Below are 19,078 nucleotides of genomic sequence, written 5' to 3'. Positions count from 1 at the left end.
TTTTTATCCCTTAAGCTCGACCCCAGCCTAGGGGATAAAAAATCCCGCATTTGATGATTGCCCCGTCGCCCACTCTGGGGTAAAGTCGGCCCCTTTTATTTGGCCTGGGGGGCAATGATGTTCATTGGATTTGACTACGGTACAGCAAACTGTTCGGTTGCCGTGATGCGGGGCGATGATCCCGAATTGCTGACGCTGGAAAATAATGACGTCTATCTGCCATCCATGTTGTGCGCACCGACCCGTGAAGCGGTCAGCGAGTGCCTGCATCGTCATTGGCAAGTGCCGACTGGCAGCGACGAAAACCAGCAACTATTACGCCGGGCCATGGCGTTCAATCGCGAAGAAGATATTCCCGTTAGCGCCGATAGCCTGATGTTTGGTTTGTCTGCACTGGCGCAATATATTGACGATCCTGAAGAAGTTTACTTTGTGAAATCCCCTAAATCCTTCTTGGGGGCCAATGGGCTGAAACCACAGCAATTGGCGCTGTTTGAGGATTTAGTCTGCGCCATGATGTTCCACATCAAACGGCAAGCAGAATCCGTGTTGGCAGCAGACATCCACCAAACGGTGATTGGCCGTCCGGTTAACTTCCAAGGCTCCGGTGGTGAAGAGGCTAACCGACAGGCGGAAGGTATTTTACTGCGTGCCGCGCAGCGTGCCGGTTTTCGCGATATCGCCTTCCAATTTGAGCCGGTCGCCGCTGGCTTGGATTTTGAAGCCACATTAACGGAAGAGAAAACCGTGCTGGTGGTGGATATCGGCGGCGGAACAACGGACTGTTCGGTGCTGTTGATGGGGCCGAAATGGCAAGGCATGGCTGACCGCCAAGAAAGCCTGCTAGGCCACAGTGGTTGCCGTGTCGGGGGCAACGATTTAGATATCATGCTGGCGTTTAAGCAGTTAATGCCGTTGTTTGGCATGGGCGGCGAAACCGAAAAAGGCATTGCCATGCCATCGCTCCCTTATTGGAATGCGGTGGCCACCAACGATGTGCCTGCCCAAAGTGACTTCTACAGCACGGTGAATGGCCGTTTTCTGCGTGATTTGATTCGCGATGCCGCGCATCCACAGCAAGTTGAGCGCTTGCTGAAAGTGTATCAACAGCGCCTGAGCTACCGTATTGTGCGCGCCGCAGAAGAAAGCAAGATTGCGCTGTCGGCACAGGAGCAGGTCGCGGCAGCACTGGATTTTGTTCAGCCGCAATTGGGCCAGATCATCAGCCAGCAGCAATTGGCCGAGTCGATTGCCCAACCCCTACAACGGATCCAAGAACAAGTCAGTTTGGCGCTGTCCACCAGTCATATCACCCCCGATGTGATTTATCTCACTGGCGGCAGTGCTCGCTCTCCATTGTTGCGCGCCGCGTTGCAACAGCAATTGCCGGGTATCCCGCTAGTGGGTGGCAATGATTTTGGCTCGGTCACGGCTGGATTAGCCCGCTGGGCAAAAACGCTGTACCAATAGCGCTGTACCCATCACTGTTTTTTACCTCCCTGTATCACGAAAATTCGTGGTGGGGAGGTCTCTTCCTCTTCTTTTCGCCAACATTCAAATTCCGGCAATACTGAATTTCGCCTTTCGCTATCCTATTTTTCACAAAAACTTCATGACGTACATTTAAAATCCTATCCCCCTCTCGCCATTGGCAACCGACTATTCAAAGCACACACTCAACTCTGTATTAAGGTTGATAAGGCTAAAAACCGCCATTTTAATGCCGATACTAAGCCCTTTAATATATCTAAGCCCCACCTTAGCTCCTTAATACTTAATTTTAAGTAATTATTCTTTTTAATTAATGAATATCCTCTCCTAATTAAATACACCAATTAACTTATTCGGCATTAATTCCGAAAACGTAATATTCACATTAACGTTTCAGGTCACTATATTAGCTCCCAAGTTGAAACGGCAACAAACACCTTTCACTTCAATACTGGCTAACGTAAGCCAATAAAAATTAACCTTTAAATAATTGAATCATTAATAACAGGAACTTTATTATGAAAAAGAAACTTATCGTCACCTCATTACTGGCAGCAACCGTATTTGCCTCTGCAGCGAATGCAGCAAATGGTACCTTTAATATTACGGGTACCATTGCTGCAACACCTTGCGTAGCATCAACAACTGTTTCCAATATTACCATGCCAAACATTGAACTTAAAAAATTGGGTGCGGCCAGTGGTCAAACATCTTCAGATTCTACTACAGATATTACTATCAAGTTATCGGGTTGCCCTGCGGTACAACAAAATGCCACTGTCACTTTTACAGGAACAGCGGATACGACTAATCCAAAAGCGTTAAAACTCGATGGTGTTGAAGGGGTGGCATTAGCGTTATTTGAAGAAAATGGTACGAAAGAAATTGAAATTAATCAAGCTGCCGATGTTCAAGTACTGGATGGTTCAGCGACTAAGGATCTAAAGTACAAAGCAAAATATATTTCAACTGCGAGTCTTTTCAAACCTGGTAATGCGACTGCCACATTAGATTTTGGTGTTACTTTTAACTAATCACTACTTTTATCTATCGGGTTAGCCGCCTGTCTGGCGGCACCTTTAATTTTATATTCATTTCATCTCTTATTGATAATCAATAACTGGGAATGATTACCGCTATTTATTTCACCCATAAATCAGCATTGACATAATATCTTAAAGAGAAAAAACCATGCCGTGGTTAAAATCGTTGTTCTTTATCGCCTGTTTAACCGGCGTGATAAATTCCGTTCAAGCGGGCGTCCTTATTGGCGGCACCCGTATTATTTATGATGGAGCCAAGAAAGAAGCCGCTATTTCCGTCACTAACGAAGATAAAAATTCGCCTTACTTAATTCAAAGCTGGGTCGATAATTTCGATACGAATAACACGAACAAAGTGCCCTTTATGATCACCCCTCCCTTATTCCGTTTAGATGGCGGGAAAGAAAGTAGCTTACGTATTCTGTTCACTGGCAATAAGTTACCCCAAGACCGTGAATCCGTATATTGGTTGAATATAAAATCTATTCCATCAAGCCCAAAAAACGATAGCAACCAGCTGTTTATCTCGATTAAAAACCGTATCAAATTATTCTACCGCCCAGCCGGTTTAGTGGGTCATGCCGCTGATGCTTATAAAGCACTGAGTTTCTCTCGTCAGGGTAAACAGTTGCTGGTGAACAACCCAACCGCTTATCACGTCTCTTTCCATACCCTGAAAGTCGGTACCCATGAAATTAAAGGTGCCTTGATGGTGGCCCCTAAAAGCACCCTGACTATTGAACTGCCCGCCGGTACCTCCAACACCGTGAGCTGGCAGGTCATTAACGATTTTGGTGGCACTTCTGATATTGCCACTGCCAACCTATAAGCCTGAGTGACCATCATGACGCACCTTCATTTGGCTTTACCGCCCACGCAACGGGCTTTAAGGCTGGCAGTTCAATTGGCGCTGGGGTTAACCGCCTTATCAACGCCAGCGTGGGCCGAGGATTACTTCAATCCCAGCTCACTTGAAATCAAAGATGCCAGCTATGCCGCCGTTGATTTAAGTATTTTCGCCCAATCGGGTGCGCAGTTACCCGGTACCTACCGTGTCGATATTTACCTCAATGGCCAGCAGATTGAGACGCGAGATGTCAATTTTGTTGGCGATAATGGCGAGTTACTGCCGGAAATCACCCCGCAACAACTGACTGATTTAGGGATAAAAGTGGCTGCTTTCCCTGCCTTACAGCTGCGACCCGCAGACTTGCCGGTCACGCAATTAGGGGAATTTATCCCCGCGGCCAGCACCCGTTTCGATTTCCACCTTCAGCGGCTTGATATCAGTGTTCCGCAGGCAGCCCTTAACAGTCAGGCCCGTGGTTATATTGACCCTAAACAGTGGGATCAAGGCATTGCTGCCCTGAAGCTCAATTACAGCCTGAGTGGCGCTCAGAGCAAACAGAATAACCAGCCAGCCAGCAGCAATCACTTTTTGAATTTGCGCAGTGGCTTTAACTGGGGCGCGTGGCGTTTACGCAACTATTCCACCTACCGCCAAAGCAGCCAAGGCGATCGCCAGTGGAATATTCTGACGAATACGCTACAGCGTGATATTCACGCCATCAAAGGTCAGTTCACCCTAGGGGATAGCTATACCCCCGGCGATATCATGAATGGAGTGCCTTTTCGCGGCGCGCAGTTGGCCTCCGATGACAGTATGTTGCCCGATAGCCAGCGCGGCTTTGCGTCGGTCGTGCGCGGCATTGCACAAAGCAACGCTCAAGTCACCGTGCGCCAGAATAATAATGTGATTTACCAAACTTATGTGCCACCGAGGGCTTTTGCCATTGACGATCTGTTCCCCACCTCTTCCAGCGGGGATTTGGAGGTCACGATAAAAGAGGCCGATGGCAGCGAGCGCCAATTTAAGCAGGCATTTTCCGCCGCCCCCCTGATGCAACGCGAGGGCAGCCTGAAATATGCGCTGAGCGCTGGTCAATATCGGCAAGCCCGTCAGGGTAGTCCTACACCCTATTTTGCGCAAACTTCATTGGCTTATGGGATGCCTTACGGGTTTACGCTGTATAACGGCTTCTTATTGGCTGCCGATTATCAAGCCGGTGCACTGGGCGTTGGCATAGGTTTAGGCAGTATGGGGTCAGTATCTGCGGATGTGACGCAAGCCAAAACGCGCTTTGAAGACGATACCACTCGCCAAGGGCAATCTTATCGCCTGCAATATGCCAAAAGTATTACCGCCACTGGGACTCACTTTTCCATCGGTAGCCACCGCTACTCTACTGAAGGTTTCTATGATTTCAGTGAAGCGAATCAGTTAACTGGGGTAGGCAGCATTAACGCTCTCGGGCGTAATAATAACAAACGCAGCCGGACTCAGTTCCATGTCAGCCAATCTCTGAATGATTTTGGCAGCTTATACCTTTCCGCCTATCAGCAAGATTATTGGCAGCGTAAAGGCATCGAACGCAATGCCACATTGGGCTACAACATTTCGCTGTCTGGCATCAGCTATAGCCTGAACTACAGCTATAGCCAGGCCCCCAACCAGCAACATAACGACCAGCGGCTCAGTTTGAGTATGAATATCCCGCTGAGCCGATGGTTACCCAATAGTTGGGCCAATTACAGCGTCAATAATAGTCAAGGGGGCGACACCAGCCAGCAATTAGGCTTAGGTGGCAGCCTGCTAGCAGACAATCAGTTGAGCTATAGCCTGCAACAAAGCCGCTCTAGCCGTGGCGGTGGCAATAGTGGCAGCCTGAGCAGCAGCTATAACGGGGCTTATGGTCAGTTGAGTGCCGGTTACAGTTATGGCGCGGATCGCCGCCAGATGAACTATGGCCTCAACGGTGGCGTGTTGGCGCACCGCGACGGCGTGACGCTTTCGCAATCCCAAAGCGACACTCTGGTGTTGGTGCGTGCACCCGGTGCCAGTGGTGTCGGGGTTGGCAGTGGCCGTGGAGTGAAAACCGACTGGCGCGGCTATGCGGTGGTGCCTTATGCCACGAGTTACCGCCAGAACACGGTGTCACTCGATACCCAGAGCATGGGCGATAGCATTGATATGGATATCACCAGCCAAAACGTGGTGCCAACACGGGGTGCGGTGGTGCTGGCTAACTTCAAACCACGTCTGGGCAGCCGCGTGTTGATCAACCTGACTTATCAGGGCAAGCCAATACCTTTCGGTGCCATGGCGAGCTTACAAGGTGATGAATCAGACAGTAGCAATAGCAGTATCGTGGGTGATGACGGTCAGGTGTATCTCAGCGGCGTGCCGGAAAGCGGCCAGTTGCAGGTGCAATGGGGCAATCAAGTTAAGCAGCAATGTCAGGTGACATTCACCTTGCCCGCCGCTGAGGCAAATGCCATTTCGACGGTACGCGCACTAGATGCGGCGTGCCGGTAAATAAACCTAGCGTGCGGGTGAATATTTTATTCATCCGCTAGCCGATAAAATAACTTATTTCATAGGTCAGTATGTTTTATTCAAAATTAATAAAAATCAAAAATAACATTCATCTCAGTCAATTAAGTCTCATCGGGGGCGGCCTGGCATTATTAATGCTTAGCCCTTCAGTTGCGGCTATTGATTGCGAAATAACAAACTCAAATGAGATACCAGTAACAAATTTTAATTTACACCGCAACATGCCAATAAATCATAGTGAGTTAATACTAAAAGTTAGTAATGATTTTAAATGTGAGGGGGCAAATATTAACAATACCTATATAGATTTTGAAGTCATTCCGAATATCTCCAATATTCCGGGGTTACCGAACATTTATCAAACAAACCTAAGAGGAATTGGAATAAAATATGAAATAGATAATTCTCAGTATTATAATAATGTGGGTTGCAACAACCAACTTGCAAGCCATTATATTTCAAATATAACTACCACAGGGCATAGTTTTAGTTGTCATAATACTCAGGGTACTGTTTTTGCTACTGATGTTTTTAGTTTAGTCTCTATCGTTAAGCTCGACGCTAACCATGAAGTAGGCCGTATTACTAACCTTCCTAAATTCAGCTCCAATTATTTTGTCTATGACAAAGGCCCTGCCTCAGGTAAGACTTTAAATAATATTTTTGAAACACCTGACTTTTTAGTTATTAGGCGAAATGGCTGTACACTTGATTCAAACAGATTAGATTTTAATTTAGGTAAAAATCAACAAAATGATTTTAAGCGCATTGGTACGACGGGCACACCAATAACCAAACAAATTCCCTTAACCTGCGACCCTGATACCAAATATTTTCTTCAAGTTGATGGCAATGGGGAACCCGGTCATCAGGGAGTGATGAAATTAACGCCCGAACCCGGTGTTGCTACCGGCGTGGGCGTGCAATTATTAGCGAATGGCCAACCGGTAGAATTTGGCAGAGCAAAACAAATGGGCACCTCTGCCGCTAGTGGGAATAATATTAAAGAAACCATTGATATCACTGCCCAATATTACCAAACCCAAAATAGGGTCACCCCCGGCCCCGCTAATGCCAGCGCGACCTTTACCATGACTTATCAATAACCCAGCGAACAATCGATTTAGCAGGAGTGGGAATAGCTCACTCCTCGCTATCTTACGATTCCGCAGAAAATATCCCCTTCACGCTCATTCCCCTATCAAACACCTGCGTCAACGTATCTATACAGTACTTTCATATTTCCTCCATTTTTATCCGGTAAATCCCCGCTAAACTAGTAAGATATCCAAAAACTTAGGCATACACTTTGTTGCCGCTACTCAGAAAATCAAAAGGAATTCTCCGCCATCATGAAAGCTCACTCTAAACGCAATTCCCGAGTCTTTATTTTATTGGGTATCGCGGTGGCGATTATTATTGCTGTATTTCTCTGGCGTCACTTCAGTGCAGCCCCCGCGAGCAATGCGACCGGTGCGCAGCCCCAAGCCAGTGCCGCTGGCCCTGCACGCGCGGGGGGCCGCCGCAATATGCCGATGTCACCGGTGCAAGCCGCCACCGCTACCGAGCAAGCGGTGCCGCGTTATCTCACCGGTTTAGGTACTGTGATGGCCGCCAATACCGTCACCGTGACCAGCCGCGTCGATGGCCAATTAATGGCAATCCACTTTACCGAAGGCCAACAGGTTGCCGCCGGTGATTTACTGGCAGAAATTGATCCCCGCCCTTACCAAGTGCAACTGACTCAAGCGCAGGGCCAGCTCGCCAAGGATCAAGCTACGCTTGATAACGCCCGCCGTGATCTGGCGCGCTATCAAAAATTGGTTAAAACCGGTGTCATCGCCCAGCAAGAGCTGGATACGCAAGCCTCGTTAGTTCGCCAAAGTGAAGGCAGTGTGAAGGCCGATCAAGGGGCTATCGATAGCGCCAAGCTGCAATTGACTTATAGCCGCATTACCGCGCCCATCTCGGGCAAAGTGGGGCTGAAACAAGTGGATGTGGGTAATTTCATCACCAGTGGCACGGCGACGCCGATTGTGGTGATCACCCAAACGCACCCTGTTGATGTGGTCTTTACCCTGCCAGAAAGTGATATTCCGGCCATTATGCAAGCGCAGAAAAATGCGCAAAAAAATAACACCACCGTGCCCGTGGAAGCCTGGGATCGCACCAATAAACAGCTGTTAGCGCAGGGCTATCTGCTCAGTATCGATAACCAGATTGATACCACCACTGGCACCATTAAGCTAAAAGCGCGCTTCGCCAATGAAGATGACGTGCTGTTCCCCAATCAGTTTGTGAATGCTCGCATCAAGGTCGATTTACTGCAAAACGCCGTGGTGGTGCCAACCGCTGCCGTGCAAATGGGCAATGAAGGCAGCTTTGTCTGGACGTTAAACGACGAGAACAAAGTCAGCAAACATCTGGTGACCACCGGTATTCAAGACAGCAAACAAGTGGTCATTACGGCGGGGCTAGACGCCGGTCAGCGCGTGGTTACTGACGGTATTGATCGCCTGACAGAAGGTGCGCAAGTGGAAGTGGTGACACCACGATCCGCTGAAGCAGAGAAAACCGAGGCCGCAGAAAAGCCTGCCGCAGAGCAAAAAGGGACGCGCAGCGGAGGTAGAAGGCATGCCGCAGAGGCACCCGCTAGCGGCACTCCTGCGGCGGAGAAATCCTGATGCAAGTGATGCCTCCAACGCCCGGTGGTGGCCCATCACGGCTGTTTATATTACGCCCCGTCGCCACCACACTGTTTATGATTGCCATCTTGCTGGCGGGGATCATGGGCTACCGTGCTTTGCCGGTTTCCGCCCTGCCGGAGGTCGATTACCCGACGATTCAGGTGGTGACACTGTATCCTGGTGCTAGCCCTGATGTGGTGACCTCTTCCATTACCGCGCCACTGGAGCGGCAGTTTGGTCAAATGTCGGGCCTGAAACAAATGGCGTCGCAAAGCTCAGGCGGCGCATCAGTCATCACGCTGCAATTCCAGCTTAACTTGCCGCTTGATGTGGCCGAGCAAGAGGTGCAAGCAGCGATCAACTCCGCCACCAATCTGCTGCCAAATGATCTGCCCTATCCGCCGATTTACAGCAAAGTGAATCCAGCGGATCCGCCGATTCTGACATTGGCAGTGACTTCCACGGCGATCCCGATGACGCAAGTGGAAGATATGGTGGAAACCCGCATTGCGCAGAAAATCTCGCAAGTGACTGGCGTCGGTTTGGTGACTATTTCTGGCGGCCAGCGCCCTGCCGTGCGCGTCAAACTCAATGCCCCTGCGGTGGCTGCTCTGGGGCTGGACAGTGAAACCATTCGTACCGCCATCAGCAATGCTAACGTCAACTCGGCCAAAGGGAGCCTCGATGGGCCAACCCGTTCAGTGACGCTATCAGCCAATGACCAAATGAAATCCGCCGAGGATTACCGCGACCTAATCGTCGCCTACCAAAACGGCGCGCCGATCCGCTTGCAAGATGTCGCCACCATTGAGCAAGGGGCCGAAAATAACAAGTTAGCGGCTTGGGCCAATAACCAACAAGCTATTGTGCTGAATATCCAGCGCCAGCCGGGCGTTAATGTGATTGCCACCGCCGACAGTATTCGCGAGATGCTGCCGGATCTGATTAAAAGTTTACCCAAATCGGTGGATGTCAAAATCCTCACTGACCGCACCACCACCATTCGAGCCTCCGTCAGCGATGTGCAATTTGAATTGCTACTGGCGATTGCCTTGGTGGTGATGGTGATTTATCTGTTCTTGCGCAATGCCGCTGCCACGATCATTCCCAGTGTGGCAGTGCCACTGTCGCTGATTGGCACCTTTGCTGCGATGTATTTCCTAGGTTTTTCAATCAATAACCTCACATTGATGGCGCTAACCATCGCCACCGGCTTTGTGGTCGATGATGCCATCGTGGTGATTGAGAATATCTCCCGCTATATCGAAAAAGGCGAGAAGCCACTGGATGCGGCGCTAAAGGGAGCCGGTGAGATTGGTTTTACCATCATTTCCCTGACGTTCTCGCTGATTGCGGTGTTGATCCCGCTGCTGTTTATGGGGGATATCGTTGGCCGTTTGTTCCGTGAGTTTGCGGTCACCTTGGCGATTGCCATCTTAATTTCTGCGGTGGTGTCCCTGACGCTCACTCCGATGATGTGCGCGCGCATGCTCAGTTATGAGTCATTGCGTAAACAAAATCGCCTGTCCCGCGCCAGTGAGAAATTCTTCGATTGGGTGATTGCCCATTATGCGGTTGCGCTGAAAAAAGTGCTGAAGCATCAATGGATCACCTTAGGCGTCGCGTTAAGCACACTGGTGTTGACGGTACTGCTCTACCTGCTGATGCCCAAAGGCTTTTTCCCCTTGCAGGATAACGGGCTGATTCAAGGCACGTTGGAGGCGCCACAATCGGTGTCGTTCAGCAATATGGCTGAACGCCAGCAGCAAGTGGCCGCCATCATCCTCAAAGATCCGGCAGTGGAAAGTTTAACCTCGTTTGTCGGCGTCGATGGCACCAATGCCACCCTCAACAATGGCCGGTTGCAGATTAACCTAAAACCACTGAATGAACGGGCAGACCGCATTCCAGAGGTGATTACCCGCTTGCAAGAAAGTGTCGCTGGCCTACCGGGCATCAAACTCTATTTGCAACCGGTACAAGATTTAACGATCGATACCCAACTGAGCCGCACGCAATATCAGTTCACTCTACAAGCGACGTCGCTGGAAGAACTGAGTACTTGGGTGCCTAAACTGATCAGTGAGTTGCAGCAACAAGCGCCCTTCCAAGATGTCACCAGCGACTGGCAGGATCAGGGTTTAGTGGCGTTTGTGAATGTGGACAGAGACAGCGCCAGCCGTTTGGGGATCACCATGGCGGCCATCGATAGTGCGCTATACAACGCCTTTGGTCAGCGGTTGATTTCCACTATCTACACGCAGGCCAACCAATATCGCGTGGTGTTGGAACATGACGTACAAGCCACACCGGGGTTAGCGGCATTCAATGATATCCGCCTCACCGGCAGTGACGGTAAAGGGGTGCCGTTAAGCAGCATTGCCACCATCGAAGAGCGCTTCGGGCCTCTGTCCATCAACCATTTGAATCAGTTCCCATCCGCTACGATCTCCTTCAATGTGGCGCAGGGTTATTCCCTTGGCGAAGCAGTGGAAGCCGTCACGCAGGCCGAGCAAGCTATCCAGTTACCTGCGGACATTACCACCCGTTTCCAAGGTTCTACATTGGCGTTTCAAGCGGCACTCGGCAGCACACTGTGGCTGATCATCGCGGCCATTGTGGCGATGTATATTGTGCTCGGCGTGTTGTACGAAAGCTTTATTCATCCGGTGACCATTCTCTCGACTCTGCCGACCGCCGGCGTCGGGGCGTTGCTGGCGCTGATGTTAACCGGCCATGAACTGGATGTGATAGCCATCATCGGGATAATCTTGCTGATCGGCATCGTGAAGAAAAACGCGATCATGATGATCGACTTCGCGCTGGCGGCTGAGCGCGATAAAGGCATGACCCCTTACGATGCTATTTATCAGGCGTGCTTGCTGCGTTTCCGCCCGATTCTAATGACCACATTGGCCGCGCTATTTGGTGCCTTGCCCTTGATGCTCAGTACCGGTGCTGGCGCAGAATTACGCCAGCCACTGGGGGTGTGTATGGTCGGTGGCTTGATCGTGAGCCAAATCCTGACCCTGTTTACCACGCCAGTTATCTATCTGTTGTTCGATAAGTTGGCGCGCAATACCCATCCTCGCGATGATCATGATTTACCTGCGCCGCAAGATGGACCAGCATTGCCGAATGGACGGGAATTGCCGTGAAATTCTTCAATCTGTTCATTCAACGCCCTGTGGCGACGACCCTGTTGACACTGGCTATTACCCTCAGCGGCGTTATTGGTTTTAGTTTATTACCGGTATCGCCGCTGCCACAGGTTGATTATCCGGTGATTGCGGTGCGCGCCTCGATGCCCGGTGCAGATCCAGAAACCATGGCCTCATCCATCGCCACGCCACTGGAGCGCGCTTTAGGCAGAATTGCGGGGGTCAATGAAATGACCTCAACTAGCTCATTGGGCAGTACGCGGATCATTTTGCAGTTTGATCTCAACCGCGATATCAACGGCGCTGCCCGTGATGTGCAGGCAGCGCTGAATGCGGCGCAAAGTTTGTTGCCGACAGGGATGCCGAACCGCCCGACCTACAGCAAAATGAACCCATCCGATGCGCCAATCATGATCATGACGCTAACGTCGGATACCTTCACTCAAGGCCAACTGTATGACTTTGCCTCAACCAAACTGGCGCAGAAAATCGCCCAGACGGAAGGCGTCAGTGATGTGAGTGTCGGCGGCAGTTCATTGCCTGCGGTGCGCGTGGAACTTAACCCCAGCGCACTGTTTAATCAGGGCGTCTCACTCGATGCTGTGCGCCAAGCGATCAGTGCCGCGAACGTTCGCCGCCCGCAAGGATCGGTTGATAGCAGCGAGCAACACTGGCAAGTTCAAGCCAATGATGAGATCAAAACCGCCGAGGGTTACCGCCCGCTGATCATTCACTATAACAACGGCTCGCCAGTGCGGTTGCAGGACGTCGCCAACGTCGTGGACTCCGTACAGGATGTACGCAATGCCGGGATGTCAGATGGCAAATCGGCCGTGCTGCTGGTGATCAGCCGTGAACCGGGGGCCAATATTATTGCCACGGTAGACAGAATTCGTGCGGAACTGCCTGCCCTGCGTGCCTCGATCCCCGCCTCAATCGACTTAAAAATTGCGCAGGATCGCTCCCCGACGATCCGCGCCTCACTGGAAGAAGTGGAGCGTTCACTGATCATCGCAGTGGCACTGGTGATTCTGGTGGTGTTCCTGTTCCTGCGCTCAGGCCGTGCCACATTAATCCCAGCGGTGGCCGTTCCCGTGTCACTGATTGGCACCTTTGCCGCCATGTATCTGTGTGGCTTTAGCCTCAATAATCTGTCACTCATGGCGTTGACCATCGCCACCGGTTTTGTGGTCGATGATGCCATTGTGGTACTGGAGAATATCTCTCGCCATTTGGAGGCGGGAGTGAAACCCATGGTTGCCGCCCTGCGCGGGGTACGTGAAGTCGGTTTTACTGTCCTGTCGATGAGTATCTCGTTAGTGGCGGTCTTTATTCCCCTGTTGTTGATGGAGGGGTTACCGGGGCGTTTATTCCGTGAGTTTGCCATTACGTTATCGGTGGCAATCGGCATCTCTTTGGTCATTTCCCTGACGCTGACACCGATGATGTGCGCCCACTTGTTGCGTGCGCGTCCTGCCGGCGAGCAGCAACGGATCCGTGGTTTCGGTAAAGTGCTATTAGCTATTCAGCAGGGGTATGGCCGCTCACTCAATTGGGTGTTGAACCATACACGCTGGGTGATGGTGGTGCTGCTTTCAACTATCGCCCTGAATGTTTGGCTCTATATCAGTATCCCGAAAACCTTTTTCCCCGAGCAAGATACCGGCCGCATGATGGGCTTTATTCAAGCCGATCAGAGCATCTCTTTCCAAGCGATGCAGCAAAAGCTGAAGAATTTCATGAAGATCATCAATGATGATCCGGCGGTCGACAATGTGACCGGTTTTACCGGTGGTTCGCGCACGAACAGTGGTTCGATGTTTATCTCGCTCAAACCACTGGGTGAACGCAGCGAAACCGCGCAGCAAATTATCACCCGTTTACGGGGGAAATTAGCCAAAGAACCCGGTGCTAGCCTATTTTTGGCACCGGTGCAGGATATCCGCGTCGGTGGGCGTCAGGCTAATGCTAGCTACCAATTTACTTTGCTCGCAGACGATTTGACCGCGCTTCGTGAGTGGGAACCGAAAGTCCGTGCGGCGCTGGCGAAGCTACCTGAATTGGCGGATGTTAACTCCGACCAGCAAGATAAAGGGGCGGAGATCGCGCTGACTTACGATCGTGAAACCATGGCACGGCTGGGTATTGATGTCTCCGATGCCAATGCCCTGCTGAACAATGCCTTTGGTCAGCGCCAGATTTCCACCATTTATCAGCCGTTGAACCAATATAAAGTGGTGATGGAAGTCGCGCCGCAATATACGCAGGATGTCAGTTCGCTGGACAAAATGTTTGTCATTAATAGCAGCGGTCAATCCATTCCACTGTCTTACTTCGCCAAATGGCAGCCCGCTAACGCACCATTGGCGGTCAACCATCAGGGCTTATCTGCTGCCTCGACCATTTCATTTAACTTGCCCGAAGGCGGCAGTTTATCGGAAGCCACCGCCGCCGTTGAGCGCGCCATGACCGAACTGGGTGTGCCGTCCACGGTGCGCGGCACCTTTACCGGCACCGCGCAGGTGTTCCAAGAAACGCTAAGATCTCAACTGTGGCTGATCATGGCGGCAATTGCCACGGTCTATATCGTGCTCGGGATTTTGTACGAGAGTTATGTCCATCCCCTGACCATCCTTTCCACGCTGCCCTCCGCTGGAGTCGGGGCGCTGTTAGCACTGGAGCTGTTCGATGCGCCCTTTAGCCTTATCGCGCTGATCGGCATTATGTTGTTGATCGGTATCGTGAAAAAGAACGCCATTATGATGGTGGATTTCGCACTGGAGGCGCAGCGTAACGGGAATATCAGCGCGCGCGAGGCCATTTTCCAAGCCAGTTTATTGCGGTTCAGACCGATTCTGATGACCACATTAGCGGCTTTATTCGGCGCTTTACCGCTGGCATTAGGCAGTGGCGATGGGGCAGAATTGCGCCAGCCATTAGGGATCACCATTGTCGGCGGCTTGGTCATGAGTCAGTTGCTGACCCTATATACCACGCCGGTAGTTTATCTCTACTTTGATCGGCTGCGCAGTCGCTTTAGCAAACAGCCACTCGCCAGGTTGGAGTAGCAGTTATGGCAAGCAATATCCGCTGGCAGCTCTGGATAGTCGCCTTCGGCTTCTTCATGCAAACACTCGACACCACCATCGTCAACACCGCCTTACCTTCAATGGCGGCCAGTTTGGGCGAAAACCCGTTGCGGATGCAGTCGGTGATCGTCTCTTACGTGTTGACGGTGGCAGTGATGTTGCCTGCCAGTGGCTGGTTAGCGGATCGCGTCGGGGTTAAATGGGTGTTTTTCTCGGCGATTATTCTGTTCACGCTCGGATCCTTGATGTGCGCGCAAGCCGACACGCTGAACCAACTGATCGCCTCTCGCGTCGTTCAAGGGGTGGGCGGCGCGATGATGGTGCCTGTTGGTCGCCTGACCGTGATGAAAATCGTGCCGCGCGAGCAATATATGTCGGCGATGGCTTTTGTAACACTGCCCGGCCAAATTGGGCCACTGGTCGGCCCCGCATTAGGGGGCTTTTTGGTGGAATACGCCAGTTGGCACTGGATTTTCCTGATTAATCTGCCGGTCGGCGTGGTGGGTGCCATCGCGACTTTGGTGCTGATGCCAAATTACACGATGCGCACTCGGCGTTTTGATATCAGCGGATTTATCATGCTGGCTATCGGCATGGCCACACTGACACTCGCCCTCGACGGACATAAAGGACTCGGTTTACCGCCACTGGCCATTGCGGGCTTAGTGCTGTGCGGAATACTGGCGCTGCTGGGTTATTGGCGGCACGCGCAGGGCAATTCTTCCGCGCTATTTTCGCTGCGATTGCTCAAAAATAAATCTTACTCCCTTGGGCTGATGGCCAGTATGAGCGCCCGTATCGGTAGCGGTATGTTGCCGTTTATGACGCCAGTCTTCTTGCAAATCGGGTTAGGTTTTAGCCCGTTCCACGCGGGGCTAATGATGATCCCGATGATTATTGGCAGCATGGGCATGAAGCGAATTATCGTACAGGTGGTTAACCGCTTTGGTTATCGGAAAGTGTTGGTCAGCGCCACGCTATTACTGGCGGTGGTCACCTTTAGTTTCCCCGTGGTGGCATTGATGGGGTGGACATTGCTGCTGCCGGTGGTGCTCTTTTTCCAAGGTATGCTGAATGCATTGCGTTTCTCCACCATGAATACGTTAACCCTAAAAGATTTACCCAACCGCTTAGCCAGCAGCGGCAATAGCTTGTTATCGATGGTGATGCAACTCTCCATGAGCTTAGGGGTCAGCACGGCGGGGATCTTATTGGGGGTCTTTGCCCATAATCAGGTCGTCACGAACACACCGGCGACACACAGTGCGTTCTTATACAGTTATCTATGCATGGCAATCATTATTGCCCTGCCAGCGTTGATATTTAATCGCGTACCACCGGATACGGAAACCAATCGTCATATGGCCCGTTCCGCGAAAAATCAGTAAACCGATAGAGACAGGTGAAAAAAATGAGGATCGGCATTACCGGAAAACTGTTTATGGCGATATTTGCCACCTGCATGTTGGTGCTGATTACCATGCATTGGGGAGTGCGAGCCAGCTTTGAGCGTGGTTTTATCGATTACATTAAGCAGAGTAACGAGCAACGTATCAATATGCTGGGCGATGCGCTTGAGGTGCAGTATCAGCGCTACGGTAATTGGGAGTTCCTGCGCAATAATGATCAGGTGATCTATCAGATCATGCGCTCTTTCGAACAAAGTGGTGATAGCAGTCGCAGCATGCCTCCACGGGGTTGGCGCGCGCAATTCTGGGTGGTCGATAATCAAAATAATTTGCTGGTTGGGCATACCGGTCAGGTGCCGAAAGAGGCCAGCCGCCGAGCTATCACGGTACATAAAGAAGTCGTCGGCTGGGTGATGTCTACCCCGCCGGAAAAACTGACCCGCAATGCCGATATTAACTTTGATCTGCAACAGCGCCGCACCAGTTGGATCATTGTTGCTCTCTCGACGCTACTCGCCGCCGCCGTCACTTGGGTGTTATCTCGCGGTATGCTGGCCCCCGTGAAACGCTTGGTGGAAGGTACTCATCGGCTGGCCGCTGGGGACTTCAGCACTCGCGTGGCGGTCAGTAGCCGTGATGAATTAGGGCGTCTGGCGCAGGACTTTAACCAGCTTGCCAGTTCGCTTGAGAAAAATGAGCAAATGCGGCGTGATTTTATGGCCGATGTTTCCCACGAATTACGCACCCCGCTGGCGGTATTGCGCGGTGAGTTAGAGGCGTTACAAGATGGCGTGCGCCAACCGACGCCGGAATCGTTGATTTCGCTGCAAGCGGAAGTGGGTATCCTGACCAAACTGGTCAATGACTTACATCAGTTGTCACTGTCTGATCATGGCGCATTGGCCTATCGTAAAACGCAGTTGGACGCCATACGGTTACTACAAATCGCCATTGCCAGCTTCCACGGGCGCTTTCAAAGTAAAAATATCACTGTGGTGGCTACCTTGCCGGAGCAAGCGATTATTTTTGGCGATCCTGACCGTTTGAATCAGCTATTTCACAATTTGCTGGAAAACAGTCTGCGGTATACCAACGAGGGCGGGCGATTAGAAATCCAAGCGCAGCTAGATGATGATGCCTTGACGCTGCACTGGCAGGACACGAAACCCGGCCTGAGTGATGAACAGCTACAGCGTATTTTTGAGCGTTTTTATCGCACCGAAAGCTCACGCAACCGCGCCAGTGGCGGCTCGGGGTTAGGGCTGGCGATCTGCCATAATATTGTCGAGGCCCACGGCGGTAAAATCAGTGCATCACATTCAACTTTGGGTGGGCTGCGGATTACGGTAGTATTTCCCCTCTTCCATTCCATAGGGTAATTCATTGTGACGCACGAGCCACTTCAGTCTGCCAGCCAGTCTGGCTCTGTAATGATTGTTGAAGATGAGCCCAAACTCGGCCAATTATTGGTCGACTATCTGCAAGCCGCGGGCTATAGCACCCAGTGGATCACTAACGGCGCGGAGGTGGTATCCGCTGTGCGCCAAGCCCCGCCGGCCATTATTTTGCTGGACTTAATGCTACCGGGTAGTGATGGCATCACCATTTGCCGAGAGATTCGCCGTTTCTCCGATGTGCCCATCATGATGGTGACTGCGAAAACCGAAGAAATAGACCGCCTGTTGGGGCTAGAGATCGGTGCCGATGACTATATTTGTAAACCCTACAGCCCACGGGAAGTGGTCGCGCGGGTCAAAACCATTCTGCGCCGCTGCCATCCGCAACACGAACAACCCAGTGAGACCGCACCACTACTGATCGACGAATCTCGCTTTCAGGCCAGTTATCAGGGTCACTTATTGGAGCTGACCCCTGCGGAGTTCCGCCTACTAAAAATACTGGCGACGCAACCGGGCCATGTGTTTAGCCGTGAACAACTGCTGAATAACCTGTATGACGATTACCGTGTGGTGACTGACCGGACCATCGACAGCCATATCAAAAATCTGCGGCGCAAGCTGGAATCTCTCGATGGCGAGAAGCCTTTCATCCGTGCGGTGTATGGTATGGGGTATCGCTGGGAAGCAGAGATCTGTCGTTTACTGTAATTTCGTCTTTAGCCAATCTGCTTTATGTTGGGCGTGCTGGACGTATTGACCTGACTTTCGGTCAACGTTGACTACACTCATTAGAGTCATCACAACCAACAGGAGTAGCGACTATGGCCATTGGTCATTATGAGATTAAAAAAGCAAAGAATGGGCAATACCATTTCAATCTGAAAGCCAGTAATGGCGAAATTATTCTCACCAGTGAGATGTATGCCAGTAAAGCCTCTGCGGAAAACGGCATCGCATCAGTGCAGAGTAACTCCCCATTAGAAAGCCAATACGAGTTTAAGCATAACGCCAAAAACGAGCCATATTTCGTTTTGAAAGCAAAGAACCATCAGGTTATTGGTGTTAGCGAATCCTACAGTTCCGATACGGCCGCCAAAAATGGCATGGCCTCTGTGATGAAAAACGGCCCGACCACCACCATTAAAGATCTGACACTGTAATTTTTATTTTCGATAGTTTTTTCCGATACTTGTCCCTAAATCTGTTGCTTAAATCTTTTACGCAACACAATGCGCGGGGCGAATGACCGCGCATTTCTTCCACATATTGATCTAAATCATTTAAACCTGACAAAAGTTGTGCGATGACTGATTTTCAGGGGCGGCAAGGTTACAATCCTCGGCTTTTAGCCACCCCTATGGGCGTGGTTCTGACTTGAACTCAGACTGAGAGCCAACTATG

Annotated in this window: 12 protein-coding genes; all 12 read left to right on the top strand. The window is 51.1% G+C overall.

Annotation, left to right across the window (positions count from 1 at the left end):
- The first annotated feature begins 117 nt into the window (after positions 1-117).
- The 12 genes from yegD (at position 118) to DA391_RS05935 (ending at position 18,837) form a co-directional block, all read left to right on the top strand.
- Positions 118-1,470 (top strand): molecular chaperone, encoded by a 1,353-nt coding sequence (gene yegD, locus DA391_RS05990; RefSeq protein WP_050081899.1) that lies wholly within the window; start codon positions 118-120, stop codon positions 1,468-1,470.
- 539 nt (positions 1,471-2,009) lie between these two features.
- On the top strand, positions 2,010-2,525 hold the full coding sequence (locus DA391_RS05985; RefSeq protein ID WP_057644995.1) for a fimbrial protein: 516 nt from the start codon (positions 2,010-2,012) through the stop codon (positions 2,523-2,525).
- Positions 2,526-2,682: 157 nt separating this feature from the next.
- A complete protein-coding gene (locus DA391_RS05980; RefSeq protein ID WP_057644992.1) occupies positions 2,683-3,363 on the top strand; it encodes a fimbrial biogenesis chaperone in 681 nt (226 codons plus the stop codon).
- A gap of 15 nt (positions 3,364-3,378) precedes the next feature.
- Positions 3,379-5,910: a fimbria/pilus outer membrane usher protein gene (locus DA391_RS05975; RefSeq protein WP_108087452.1), complete on the top strand. Its 2,532-nt coding sequence runs from the start codon at positions 3,379-3,381 to the stop codon at positions 5,908-5,910.
- Positions 5,911-5,981: 71 nt separating this feature from the next.
- Positions 5,982-7,037 carry a fimbrial protein gene (locus DA391_RS05970; protein WP_240624791.1) on the top strand — a complete coding sequence of 352 codons (1,056 nt, stop codon included), beginning with the start codon at positions 5,982-5,984 and terminating at the stop codon, positions 7,035-7,037.
- 246 nt (positions 7,038-7,283) lie between these two features.
- On the top strand, positions 7,284-8,615 hold the full coding sequence (locus tag DA391_RS05965; protein ID WP_057644986.1) for an MdtA/MuxA family multidrug efflux RND transporter periplasmic adaptor subunit: 1,332 nt from the start codon (positions 7,284-7,286) through the stop codon (positions 8,613-8,615).
- Positions 8,615-11,776, top strand: a complete 3,162-nt coding sequence (locus DA391_RS05960) for an MdtB/MuxB family multidrug efflux RND transporter permease subunit (RefSeq protein ID WP_050081908.1) — start codon at positions 8,615-8,617, stop codon at positions 11,774-11,776. Before DA391_RS05965 ends, DA391_RS05960 begins: the two co-directional genes overlap by 1 nt.
- Complete coding sequence (gene mdtC, locus DA391_RS05955; RefSeq protein WP_108087451.1) at positions 11,773-14,847, top strand: multidrug efflux RND transporter permease subunit MdtC; 3,075 nt, start codon at positions 11,773-11,775, stop codon at positions 14,845-14,847. Before DA391_RS05960 ends, mdtC begins: the two co-directional genes overlap by 4 nt.
- 5 nt (positions 14,848-14,852) lie before the next feature.
- Positions 14,853-16,256, top strand: a complete 1,404-nt coding sequence (locus tag DA391_RS05950; RefSeq protein ID WP_108087450.1) for an MFS transporter — start codon at positions 14,853-14,855, stop codon at positions 16,254-16,256.
- 23 nt (positions 16,257-16,279) lie between these two features.
- A complete protein-coding gene (baeS, locus tag DA391_RS05945) occupies positions 16,280-17,656 on the top strand; it encodes a two-component system sensor histidine kinase BaeS (RefSeq protein ID WP_098904858.1) in 1,377 nt (458 codons plus the stop codon).
- 51 nt (positions 17,657-17,707) lie between these two features.
- On the top strand, positions 17,708-18,385 hold the full coding sequence (gene baeR, locus DA391_RS05940; RefSeq protein ID WP_049607561.1) for a two-component system response regulator BaeR: 678 nt from the start codon (positions 17,708-17,710) through the stop codon (positions 18,383-18,385).
- A gap of 113 nt (positions 18,386-18,498) precedes the next feature.
- Positions 18,499-18,837, top strand: coding sequence for a YegP family protein (locus DA391_RS05935; protein WP_019212128.1), 339 nt, complete (start codon positions 18,499-18,501; stop codon positions 18,835-18,837).
- The last annotated feature ends 241 nt before the right edge of the window (positions 18,838-19,078 follow it).

The organism is Yersinia massiliensis, from assembly GCF_003048255.1.
In the GTDB taxonomy this organism is placed as follows: Bacteria; Pseudomonadota; Gammaproteobacteria; order Enterobacterales; family Enterobacteriaceae; genus Yersinia; species Yersinia massiliensis_A.
Note: the sequence above shows the minus strand (reverse complement) of the source record. Positions and strands in the feature narration are given on the sequence as shown.

What these genes read in the sequence shown, in the direction of transcription:
- DA391_RS05965 (WP_057644986.1), top strand. Translation starts at nt 7,284, where the DNA reads ATGAAAGCTCACTCTAAACGCAATTCCCGAGTCTTTATTTTATTGGGT.
- DA391_RS05985 (WP_057644995.1), top strand. Translation starts at nt 2,010, where the DNA reads ATGAAAAAGAAACTTATCGTCACCTCATTACTGGCAGCAACCGTATTT.
- yegD (WP_050081899.1), top strand. Translation starts at nt 118, where the DNA reads ATGTTCATTGGATTTGACTACGGTACAGCAAACTGTTCGGTTGCCGTG.
- DA391_RS05960 (WP_050081908.1), top strand. Translation starts at nt 8,615, where the DNA reads ATGCAAGTGATGCCTCCAACGCCCGGTGGTGGCCCATCACGGCTGTTT.
- DA391_RS05980 (WP_057644992.1), top strand. Translation starts at nt 2,683, where the DNA reads ATGCCGTGGTTAAAATCGTTGTTCTTTATCGCCTGTTTAACCGGCGTG.
- DA391_RS05950 (WP_108087450.1), top strand. Translation starts at nt 14,853, where the DNA reads ATGGCAAGCAATATCCGCTGGCAGCTCTGGATAGTCGCCTTCGGCTTC.
- DA391_RS05970 (WP_240624791.1), top strand. Translation starts at nt 5,982, where the DNA reads ATGTTTTATTCAAAATTAATAAAAATCAAAAATAACATTCATCTCAGT.
- baeR (WP_049607561.1), top strand. Translation starts at nt 17,708, where the DNA reads ATGATTGTTGAAGATGAGCCCAAACTCGGCCAATTATTGGTCGACTAT.
- DA391_RS05935 (WP_019212128.1), top strand. Translation starts at nt 18,499, where the DNA reads ATGGCCATTGGTCATTATGAGATTAAAAAAGCAAAGAATGGGCAATAC.
- baeS (WP_098904858.1), top strand. Translation starts at nt 16,280, where the DNA reads ATGAGGATCGGCATTACCGGAAAACTGTTTATGGCGATATTTGCCACC.
- DA391_RS05975 (WP_108087452.1), top strand. Translation starts at nt 3,379, where the DNA reads ATGACGCACCTTCATTTGGCTTTACCGCCCACGCAACGGGCTTTAAGG.